Below are 9,635 nucleotides of genomic sequence, written 5' to 3'. Positions count from 1 at the left end.
CCTCGCGCTCTATCCGGCGCTCGCCGGGGCGGCCTTCGTCGCGCTGCGCGGCGAGCGCGTGGCAGGCGCGCCGGTGCGCGCAGCGGCGCTCTTCGGCGCGCTCTGGCTGGGCTCCGAATGGCTGCGCGGCGTGCTCTTCACCGGCTTCCCCTGGCTTGCGATCGGCTATGCGCAGACGCCGCCCAGCCCGCTTGCCGGCCTGCTGCCGGTGCTCGGCGTGTATGGCGTGGGGGCGCTGAGCGCCTTCGTCGCCGCGCTGTGCGCATTCGCGCTGCGGGCGGGCGGCGTGCGCGTGCTGCTCGCCTGGCGCCCGGCGTTGGCGCTGTGCGCTCCCTTCGCCGCCGGCTTCGCGCTGCTCGGCCATGCCTGGACCCAGCCGGTCGGCGCGCCCTTGAAGGTGGCGCTGGTGCAGACCGATTTCGCGCAGAGCCTCAAATGGGATCCGGCGCGCTTCGAGGAGGTGCTGCGGGTCAACCTCGAGCTCGCGCGCGACGCCTTCGGGCAGGCGCAGCCGCCTGCGCTGGTGGTGCTGCCCGAGACCACCGTGCCGACCCTGCTCGACCGCCTGCCCGCTGGCTATCTCGAAGCCTTCGCCGGCCTCGCCGCCGCGTCCGGCGCCGACCTGGTGATGGGCGCCTTCCGCCGCGACGCCGAGGAGCGCATCTACAACGCCGCGATCAGCCTCGGCAGCGCGCCCGTGCAGCTCTACGCCAAGCAGCACCTGGTGCCCTTCGGCGAATATTCACCGCCGCTGTTCGGCTGGTTCTACGCGCTGGCGCAGATTCCGATGTCCGACCAGACCCGCGGCGCGCCCGACCAGGCGCCGATGCGCTTCGGCGCGCAGCAGGTCGCGCTCAACATCTGCTACGAGGACCTCTTCGGCGCCGAGCTGATCCGCGCGCTGCCTGCGGCCACGCTGATGCTCAACCTCTCCAACCTGGCCTGGTACGGCGACTCGCTCGCCCAGCCGCAACACCTGCAGATCGCCCGCGTGCGCGCGCTCGAGACCGGTCGTCCGATGCTGCGCGCCACCAACACCGGCATGACCGCGGTGGTGCAGCCCGACGGCAGCGTCGCCGCCGTGCTGCCCGCGTTCGCGCGCGGCGTGCTCCATGCCGAGGTGCGCGGCCACCAGGGCATGACTCCTTATGCGCGCTGGGGCGATCGCCTCGCGCTCCTCGCCGCCGCGATCCCGATCGTCCTCGCACTCCTCGCCGCCGCCGCGGCACGCCCGCGCCGGACCGAAGCCCGGTAAAATCATCGTTTTTGCGTGCGCTGCGCAGCCCGGAGGCTGCCCGAGACCATGACCACCGAATCCCGACTCGTGAAACCGACCTTCCAGCAAGTCATCCTCACGCTCCAGCACTTCTGGGGCGAGCGCGGCTGCGTGCTGCTGCAGCCCTACGACCTCGAGGTGGGCGCCGGCACCAGCCACACCGCCACCTTCCTGCGTGCGATCGGCCCCGAGCCCTGGAACGCCGCCTATGTGCAGCCCTCGCGCCGCCCCAAGGACGGCCGCTACGGCGAGAACCCCAACCGCCTGCAGCATTACTACCAGTTCCAGGTGGTGCTGAAGCCCTCGCCGCTGAACATCCAGGAGCTCTACCTCGACAGCCTGCGCGCGCTCGGCATCGACCCGACGGTGCACGACATCCGCTTCGTCGAGGACGACTGGGAGAACCCCACCCTGGGCGCCTGGGGACTGGGCTGGGAAGTCTGGCTGGACGGCATGGAGGTCACCCAGTTCACCTACTTCCAGCAGGTCGGCGGCCTCGATTGCAAGCCGGTGCTGGGCGAGATCACCTACGGCATCGAGCGCCTGGCGATGTACCTGCAGGGCGTGGAGAACGTCTATGACCTAGTGTGGTCTGTCGCGCCGGACGGTCGCAAGGTCACCTACGGCGACGTTTACCACCAGAACGAGGTCGAGCAATCGACGTTCAACTTCGAGCACAGCAACGTCGACTTCCTGTTCTCGCTATTCAACAACTACGAGTCCGAGGCCAGGCGCGTGATGGAGGTCGGGCTGGCACTGCCGGCCTACGAGATGGTGCTCAAGGCCGCCCACACCTTCAACCTGCTCGACGCCCGCGGCGCGATCTCGGTGACCGAGCGCGCCGCCTACATCGGCCGCATCCGCAACCTCTCGCGCGCGGTCGCCCAGGCCTATTTCGAATCCCGCGAAGCCCTCGGCTTCCCGATGCTGAATGCTGAAAAGGAGGCCGCGTGATGACCGTTGCGACCCTGCTCGTCGAACTGCTCACCGAAGAACTGCCGCCCAAGGCCCTGCCGCGCCTGGGCGAGACCTTCGCCACCAGGATCGCCGAGGGCCTGAAAGCCAAGGGACTGGCGCCTGTCGACGCCGCCTTCCGCAGTTTCGCCAGTCCGCGCCGGCTGGCGGTGACCGTGGCGCAGGTGGCTGCCGAGGCCGCCGCGAAGGAGGTCACCGAAAAGCTGATGCCCGTGTCCGTGGCGCTCGACGCCGAGGGCAAGCCCACCCCGGCGTTGCTGAAGAAGATGGAAGCGAAGGGCATCGCCGCCGAGGCCGTCGCCCGCTTCGAGCGCCGCCTGGACGGGAAGGCCGAGGCCTTGTTCCACACCGCCATGGTGCCGGGCGCGAAGCTCGCCGATGTGCTGTCGGGGGTCGTGCAGGACGCCATCAAGGCGCTGCCCATCCCCAAGGTCATGCGCTGGGGCGATGGCGACGCCACCTTCGTGCGCCCGGTGCACAAGCTCACCCTGCTGCACGGCGCCGAGGTGGTGCCGGGCCGCGTGCTGGATCTGGATTCCGGCCGTACCTCCCGCGGCCACCGCTTCATGAGCCGCGGCGACCTCTCCATCGCCACCGCCGACGCCTACGAGCCCACGCTGCTCGCCGAGGGCAAGGTCATCCCGAACTTCGCCGAGCGTCGCGCCGACATCGAGCGCCAGCTGCTCGCCGAGGCCGCGAAGCAGGGTGCGCTGCTCAATGAATACGCCGACCTGCTCGACGAGGTCGCCGCGCTGGTCGAACACCCGACGGTGTACGTGGGCGAGTTCGAGGCCGAGTTCCTCGCCGTGCCGCAGGAGTGCCTGATCCTGACCATGCGCGCCAACCAGAAGTATTTCCCGCTCTTCGATGGCGCCGGCAAGCTGCTCAATCGTTTCCTGATCGTCTCCAACATGCAGGTGGCCGACCCGATCAACATCGTCGCCGGCAACGCCCGCGTGGTGCGCCCGCGCCTGTCGGACGCGCGCTTCTTCTTCGAGCAGGACAAGAAGCAGAAGCTCGAGGCCCGCCTGCCGCGCCTGGCGCCGGTGGTCTATCACAACAAGCTCGGCAGCCAGCTCGAACGCGTCGAGCGCCTCGAGGCGCTGGCCGGTGCGATCGCTGCACAGCTGCACGGCGACGTCGCCGCGGCGAAGCGTGCCGCGCGCCTGGCCAAGGCCGACCTCGTCACCGACATGGTCGGCGAGTTCCCCGAGCTGCAGGGCATCATGGGACGCTACTACGCGCTCGCCGACGGCGAGGGCGAGGTGGTGGCCGACGCCATCCAGGCCCACTACCAGCCGCGCTTCGCCGGCGACGCACTGCCCGCCGGTAACGTCGCCGCCGCGGTGGCGCTGGCCGACAAGCTCGACGCCCTGGTCGGCTTCTTCGGTATCGGCATGGTGCCCACCGGCGACAAGGATCCGTTCGCGCTGCGCCGCGCCGCGCTCGGCGTGCTGCGCATCCTCATGGAAGCGCCGCTGCCGCTCGAGCTGCCCAGGCTGATCGACACCGCGGCTGCCGGCTTCAAGCCCGGCCTGCTGACGGCCGAAGGCTTCGCCGCGCAGCTGCAGGACTTCATGTACGAGCGTCTGAAGAACCTGCTACGGGAGACGGGCCGTGACGGCGCCGTGATCGACGCCGTGCTGGCGCTGAGACCCGCGCGCATCGACCTGGTGCCGGCCAAGCTCGCCGCGGTGGAGGCCTTCCGCGCGCTGCCCGAGGCCGAGGCCCTGGCCGCGGCCAACAAGCGCATCGTCAACATCCTCAAGAAGGCCGAAGGCGCGCCGGGCGAGCCCGACCTCGCGCTGCTGCAGGAAGCTGCCGAGAAGGCGCTCTTCCGTCAGGTGGTCGAGGTGGCGCCGCTGGTGCGTTCGCACGTCGCCAACGAGGACTACACGGATGCGCTGCGGGCACTCGCCGGACTGCGCGCAGCGGTGGACCAGTTCTTCGAAGACGTCATGGTGATGGCGGAGGAGCCGCTGACCCGTGCCAACCGCATCGCGCTGCTGGCCCAGCTCGCCGGCCTGATGAACCAGGTGGCGGACATCTCGCGCCTGTCGGCCTGATCGTCATAGCCCCCGCGGCGTGCGTCGCCGCGGGCTTCGCCCCCGCAAGGAGCCCGTGATGAAGCTCATCATTCTCGACCGCGACGGCGTGATCAACGTCGACTCGGGGCAGTACATCAAGTCGCCCGAGGAGTGGAAGCCGATCCCCGGCGCGCTGGAGGCGATCGCACGGCTCAACCAGTGGGGCTGGCGGGTGGTGGTGGCGACCAATCAGTCCGGCATCGGCCGTGGGCTGTTCGGCATGGACACGCTCAACGCCATCAACGACCGCATGGTCAGGAGCCTCGCCCAGGCGGGCGGGCGGCTCGACGGCATCTTCTTCTGTCCGCACGCGGCCGACTCCACCTGCGACTGCCGCAAGCCCAAGCCGGGCATGCTGCTGCAGATCGCCGAGCGCTTCAACGTCGAGCTCGCCGACGTGCCCTGCGTCGGCGACGGCCTGCGCGACCTCCAGGCCGCCGCGGCGGCTGGCGCGCAGCCCTGGCTGGTGCTCACCGGCAAGGGCGAAGCCACGCGCGCGAGCGGCGAGCTTCCGCCTGGGACGCTGGTGTATCCCGACCTCGATGCGGTCGCCGCCGCGCTGACCGCCTGAGCGGCGCGGCGCGACAGCGCTGCCGCATCCCTCACGCACTCTTCACCGGACGAGAATCGTGCATCTGCTCCGCTCCATCCTGTTCGCACTCGCGCTTACCGTGATCACGGTGCCCTACGCGTTCTTCGCCACCCTCATCTTCTGGCTGCCGCCGATGACCCGGCACCGGCTGATCACGAGCTGGGTGCCGATCATGATGTGGGTGATCCGCCACGTGCTCGGCATCCGCTACCGCGTGATCGGCGCCGAGAACATCCCGGCCGGTCCCGCGGTGGTGCTGTCCAAGCACCAGTCGGCATGGGAGACGATCGCGCTGCAGGTGATCTTTCCGCCGCTGTGTTACGTGCTCAAGCGCGAGCTGCTGCGCGTGCCCTTCTTCGGCTGGGCGCTGGGCAGGATCCCGGGCATCGCCATTGACCGCTCCGCGGGCAAGGACGCGCTCACCCAGGTGGTGGAGCAGGGCCGCGAGCGCCTCAAGGAGGGCCTGTGGGTGGTGGTCTTCCCCGAGGGCACTCGGGTGGCGCCGGGTGCGACGCTGCGCTACAAGCCCGGCGGGGCCATCCTCGCCAAGCGCGCGGGCGTCCCCGTGGTGCCGGTGGCGCACAACGCGGGCGAGTTCTGGAGGCGCAACGCCTTCATCAAGCGCCCGGGCGAGATCGTCGTCAGCATCGGCCCGGTGATCGACGTCAAGGGTGCCAAGGCCACCGATGTGAACGAGCAGGCGGAGGCCTGGATCGAAGGCGAGATGCGCCGGCTGTTCCCGCATCTCTATCGCGAAGAGGCGGGCATGCCGCCGGCCGCGGGCGATGCCGCGGCGGAAGACGAGGGGAACTGAGCGCGTTCTCGCCCGGTCTCCCGCATAGGCCGCCGGGGCGGCCCCAGACATCGGGAGAGGGACGATGGGTGAAGAAATCCGCGCACTCGGCGAGGACGAGATCCTCGCCAGCCTTGCGGCGGGGCTGCCGCACTGGCGCCTCGAGGCCGGCGCGCTGGTGCGCGACTACCGCACCGGCGGCTGGAAGGCGACACTGATGGTGGCCGGTGTGGTCGGGCACCTGGCCGAGGCGGCTTGGCATCATCCCGAGCTGGAGCTGTGCTGGGACCGGGTGCGGGTGCGCCTGTCCACGCATTCGCCGCGCGGCATCACCGCACGCGATTTCGCGCTCGCGCGCAAGATCGAGGAGGTCGTGCACTGGCAGCCCGCGCGCGAGGGCGGGGCGCTGGAAGGCACGCCGAACGCGGACGACCGCTTCCGTTACATCCGCTACGACTGAAGCGGCGTGCGTGTGTTTTCGCTGCAGTCCGCGCCCTGCCGCGTCACCAGCCGGTAGACGCAAAAAGGCCCCGCACGCGGGGCCTTTTTGCCAGACGGTGCCGGAGGAAGCTTAGGCAGCCTTCTTGGCGGTGGTCTTGGCGGTGGTGCTGACGGCCTTGACGGTGGCGTTGGTCGCGGCAGCCACGTTGGCTTCGGCGATCTCGGCGACCTGCTTGGCGGCCTTGCTCATGCTGTCGTAGGCGCTGTTGGCGGCGGCGATGGCCGACTTGACAGCGGCGACGGCGACGTCCGAACCGGCGGGAGCCGACTTGGCAGCCTTGTCGAGCGCGGTGGCGACGCCCTTGTTGAGCTCGGCGACCTGGCCTTCGAAGACCTTCGACATCTCTTCCTGGCTCTGCGACGAGATCTCGTAGACGCTGCGGGCGTAGGCGACGGCCTTCTCGACGATCGGCTGGGCCAGCGAAACCTGCAGGTTCACCAGCTCCTGCACGTCCTTGGCAGCCAGCAGGGCCTTGGTGTTGGCCACGCCGTCTTCCAGCAGCGAACGGGCGGTGTTCAGGTTCAGGGCGGCGAGGCGCTCGGCGCTGGCGAAGGCGGTGTTGGCCAGGGTCAGCAGGGTCTCGATGTTGGCCTTGTTGGCGGCGGTGAACTGCTCGGGGGTGACGAAGTTGCTCATGTGGATCTCCTTGGAAAGTGTGGGTGCATCAACATCGCTCGGGCAGCTGCGATGTTGCGTTGCAGCATGGTTTGGATTATACGGACCCGATCGAGGCTGTCAAGCATATTTTGGTGCATCGCAACATCCCGGATTGATTGAAGGAATCAATCACTTGCGCCAGGACGCCATTTCGTCCGGTGAAGGGTTCGGGGTGTTGCATTGCACGGGCGGCGAGTACGCCGAAGCAGTGTGCCGGGCACGGGTTGCAGGCGCATGACGTCTTCCCGCGGGTAAACGCAAGCGGCCGGCTGGACGCCGGCCGCGGTGCGGATCGAGCGCGGGACGATCAGTCGTGGCGGAAGTTCGCCTTGCGCTTCTCGACGAAGGCCGCCATGCCTTCCTTCTGGTCGTTGAGCGCGAACGCTGAGTGGAAGACGCGGCGCTCGAACAGCAGACCCTCGTTGAGGCTGCTCTCGAAGGCGCGGTTGATCGATTCCTTGATCATCATGACCACCGGCAGCGAGTAGCCGGCGATGGTTTCCGCGGTGGCGAGCGCGTCCTCGAGCAGCTTGTCGGCCGGCACCACGCGCGCGACCAGGCCGGCGCGCTCGGCTTCGACCGCGTCCATCATGCGTCCGGTCAGGCACAGCTCCATCGCCTTCGCCTTGCCCACCGCGCGCGGCAGGCGCTGCGTGCCGCCCGCGCCGGGCAGGGTGCCGAGCTTGACTTCCGGCTGGCCGAACTTCGCGGTGTCCGCGGCGATGATGATGTCGCACATCATCGCCAGTTCGCTGCCGCCGCCGAGCGCAAAGCCCGCCACCGCGGCGATCACCGGCTTGCGGCAGGTCTTCACGCGCTCCCAGTTGCGCGTGATGTACTCGCTCTTGTAGGCATCCATGTAGGAGAAGTTCGCCATCGCGCCGATGTCGGCGCCTGCGGCGAAGGCCTTCTCCGAGCCGGTGATGACGATGGCACCGATGCCATCGTCGGACTCGAAGTCGTTGAGGGCGGCGGTGATCTCGTTCACCACCTGATCGTTGAGCGCGTTGAGCGCCTTGGGGCGGTTGAGGGTGATGAGGCCGACACGGCCGCGTTTCTCGGCGAGGATCATCTCGAAGCTCATGCTGTCTCCTTCCTGGTTATCCGATCGTGGGGGGGGAATCATTGTCCGCCGGAGGGCTGTCCGTCGGACTTGGGCTGGATCACCGCGCGCACCCGGCCCGCGGGCGCACCCTGGCGGCTGCCCGGGGCGTTGGTGGCGAGATAGTTCTCGGTGATCGCGTCGTACTCGATGTAGTGGCCGCTGACCTGGTCGCCGCCGCTGCTCACCTTGGCGCGGTTGAAGAGCCTGGCCTTCTCGGTCCGGCTGTCGTACTCGATGCGTTCGGCCTCGCCTTCGACGTATTCGGCGCTGCCGTCGCGGCGCTGGCGGAAGGTGGCCAAGCCCTTGCCGGCTGCGGTGGCGACGCCGTTCTGGAAGCCGGCGGCGTCCTGCGTCACGACCAGCTTGTCGCCGCGGATGGTGAGCGTGCCCTGGGTCAGGACCACGCTGCCCTCGAAGATGTGCACCTTGTTGCGGTCGTCCACCGTGAGGCGGTCGGCCTCGATGTTGACCGGCTGGTCGCGGTCGGCCTTCTCGGCGAGCGCCGGGGTGGTGACGGCGGCGAGCAGCGCGGCCACGGTAGCGAGGAGGATTCGCTTCATGAGGGGGATCCTTGGCGGCGGGGTGGCATCGTCGTGCTGACCTCGCCGATGAGTTCGAGCGTGCCGAACAGGTTGTCCGCGCGCATGCCCTTGGCCGTCGCGCGTCCGGCGCCGCGGGTCATCAGGACCGGCGAGTCGGTGCGCGCGCGCTGGGCGTCCGGCCACACCGCGAGCGTCTCCGAGTCGAGCGCGAGCGGCAGCGCCCCGGCCTGGCCCGGACGCCGCACGCGCACTTCGCCGGTGAGGTCCACCTGCTCGCCACCGGGCGAGACGTCGGCCGAGCGCGCGGTGATCGTGGTCGTGCCTTCCGCGCCGTGCAGCTGCAGGCGGGGCGTGTGCAGCCGGGTGATGTCGCCGACGGGGAAATGCTCCAGGCGTTCGGCCACGAGCTCGTAGCGCTGCGCACCGTCGGCGCCGAAGCCGACCACGCGGGTGTCGTGGGCGATGAAGTCCGGACCGGTCTGCTCGATGCTCGCCGCCGGATCGTCGATCCGGGTGATGCGCTCGAGCCACACCGATCCGCCCGCCAGCAGCGCGAGGGCGAAGACCGGATACAGGCGCCAGGTGTCGACCCGCATTCAGATGACCTTCGCGAGCATCAGGTCGTGGGTGGTGAGCGCACCGGCGAGCCGGCCGGCGTCGTCGAGCACCAGGAGCTGGCTGATGCGCATGCTCTCCATCGTCGCGGCGGCCTCGGCCGCGAGCGCGCCGGGCGCGATGCTGCGCGGACTGCGCGTCATGACCTCGCTGACGCGCGCGCTGCGCACGTCGCAGCCCTTCTCCAGCGCGCGCCGCAGGTCGCCGTCGGTGAAGATGCCCACGGGCACCTCGTCGGCGTCGACCACCGCGGTCATGCCCATGCCGCCGGCGGTCATCGCCAGCAAGGCCTGGGTGAGGGGGGCGTCGCTGCCCACGCGCGGGACCGCCGGCGCGGGACGCATGACGTCGCCGACGTGCGTCAGCAGCCGGCGGCCGAGCGCGCCGCCGGGGTGGGAGCGGGCGAAATCCTCCGCGGCGAAGCCGCGGGCGTCGAGCAGCGCGACCGCGAGCGCGTCGCCGAGCGCGAGCGCCGCCGTGGTGCTCGCGGT

At 69.8% G+C, this 9,635-nt stretch carries 11 protein-coding genes; 6 read left to right on the top strand and 5 right to left on the bottom strand.

Annotated elements, in window-relative coordinates; all coding sequences use genetic code 11:
- From lnt to C665_RS16160, 6 genes are all read left to right on the top strand, one after another.
- The coding region (lnt, locus tag C665_RS16185) for an apolipoprotein N-acyltransferase (protein WP_004322710.1) at positions 1-1,255 on the top strand (1,255 nt) is incomplete at its 5' end.
- Between the two features lie 48 nt (positions 1,256-1,303).
- Positions 1,304-2,230 carry a glycine--tRNA ligase subunit alpha gene (glyQ, locus tag C665_RS16180; RefSeq protein ID WP_004322709.1) on the top strand — a complete coding sequence of 309 codons (927 nt, stop codon included), beginning with the start codon at positions 1,304-1,306 and terminating at the stop codon, positions 2,228-2,230.
- Complete coding sequence (gene glyS / locus C665_RS16175) at positions 2,230-4,317, top strand: glycine--tRNA ligase subunit beta (RefSeq protein WP_004322707.1); 2,088 nt, start codon at positions 2,230-2,232, stop codon at positions 4,315-4,317. Before glyQ ends, glyS begins: the two co-directional genes overlap by 1 nt.
- A 58-nt stretch (positions 4,318-4,375) precedes the next feature.
- A complete protein-coding gene (gene gmhB / locus C665_RS16170) occupies positions 4,376-4,909 on the top strand; it encodes a D-glycero-beta-D-manno-heptose 1,7-bisphosphate 7-phosphatase (RefSeq protein WP_004322705.1) in 534 nt (177 codons plus the stop codon).
- A 58-nt stretch (positions 4,910-4,967) separates the two neighbouring features.
- Positions 4,968-5,744 carry a lysophospholipid acyltransferase family protein gene (locus C665_RS16165; protein ID WP_004322703.1) on the top strand — a complete coding sequence of 259 codons (777 nt, stop codon included), beginning with the start codon at positions 4,968-4,970 and terminating at the stop codon, positions 5,742-5,744.
- 64 nt (positions 5,745-5,808) lie between these two features.
- Positions 5,809-6,183, top strand: coding sequence for a 4a-hydroxytetrahydrobiopterin dehydratase (locus C665_RS16160; protein ID WP_004322701.1), 375 nt, complete (start codon positions 5,809-5,811; stop codon positions 6,181-6,183).
- Between the two features lie 111 nt (positions 6,184-6,294).
- On the opposite strand, the gene C665_RS16155 is transcribed toward C665_RS16160, so the two are convergent.
- The 5 genes from C665_RS16155 to C665_RS16135 all read right to left on the bottom strand — a co-directional run.
- Positions 6,295-6,861 (bottom strand): phasin family protein, encoded by a 567-nt coding sequence (locus C665_RS16155; RefSeq protein WP_004322700.1) that lies wholly within the window; start codon positions 6,859-6,861, stop codon positions 6,295-6,297.
- A 328-nt stretch (positions 6,862-7,189) separates the two neighbouring features.
- On the bottom strand, positions 7,190-7,966 hold the full coding sequence (locus tag C665_RS16150) for an enoyl-CoA hydratase (protein WP_004322698.1): 777 nt from the start codon (positions 7,964-7,966) through the stop codon (positions 7,190-7,192).
- Positions 7,967-8,004: 38 nt separating this feature from the next.
- Positions 8,005-8,547, bottom strand: coding sequence for a lipopolysaccharide transport periplasmic protein LptA (lptA, locus tag C665_RS16145; protein WP_004322696.1), 543 nt, complete (start codon positions 8,545-8,547; stop codon positions 8,005-8,007).
- On the bottom strand, positions 8,544-9,125 hold the full coding sequence (lptC, locus tag C665_RS16140; RefSeq protein WP_004322695.1) for an LPS export ABC transporter periplasmic protein LptC: 582 nt from the start codon (positions 9,123-9,125) through the stop codon (positions 8,544-8,546). Before lptC ends, lptA begins: the two co-directional genes overlap by 4 nt.
- On the bottom strand, positions 9,126-9,635 hold a 510-nt coding region (locus tag C665_RS16135; RefSeq protein WP_004322693.1), incomplete at its 5' end, for a CBS domain-containing protein. It lies immediately after the preceding gene.

Origin of the sequence: Thauera aminoaromatica S2 (assembly GCF_000310185.1) — a bacterium.
Lineage (GTDB): Bacteria > Pseudomonadota > Gammaproteobacteria > Burkholderiales > Rhodocyclaceae > Thauera > Thauera aminoaromatica.
This window is presented reverse-complemented; position numbering and strand designations above follow the sequence as displayed.

What these genes read in the sequence shown, in the direction of transcription:
- glyQ (WP_004322709.1), top strand. Translation starts at nt 1,304, where the DNA reads ATGACCACCGAATCCCGACTCGTGAAACCGACCTTCCAGCAAGTCATC.
- glyS (WP_004322707.1), top strand. Translation starts at nt 2,230, where the DNA reads ATGACCGTTGCGACCCTGCTCGTCGAACTGCTCACCGAAGAACTGCCG.
- gmhB (WP_004322705.1), top strand. Translation starts at nt 4,376, where the DNA reads ATGAAGCTCATCATTCTCGACCGCGACGGCGTGATCAACGTCGACTCG.
- C665_RS16160 (WP_004322701.1), top strand. Translation starts at nt 5,809, where the DNA reads ATGGGTGAAGAAATCCGCGCACTCGGCGAGGACGAGATCCTCGCCAGC.
- C665_RS16155 (WP_004322700.1), bottom strand. Translation starts at nt 6,861, where the DNA reads ATGAGCAACTTCGTCACCCCCGAGCAGTTCACCGCCGCCAACAAGGCC.
- C665_RS16150 (WP_004322698.1), bottom strand. Translation starts at nt 7,966, where the DNA reads ATGAGCTTCGAGATGATCCTCGCCGAGAAACGCGGCCGTGTCGGCCTC.
- lptA (WP_004322696.1), bottom strand. Translation starts at nt 8,547, where the DNA reads ATGAAGCGAATCCTCCTCGCTACCGTGGCCGCGCTGCTCGCCGCCGTC.
- lptC (WP_004322695.1), bottom strand. Translation starts at nt 9,125, where the DNA reads ATGCGGGTCGACACCTGGCGCCTGTATCCGGTCTTCGCCCTCGCGCTG.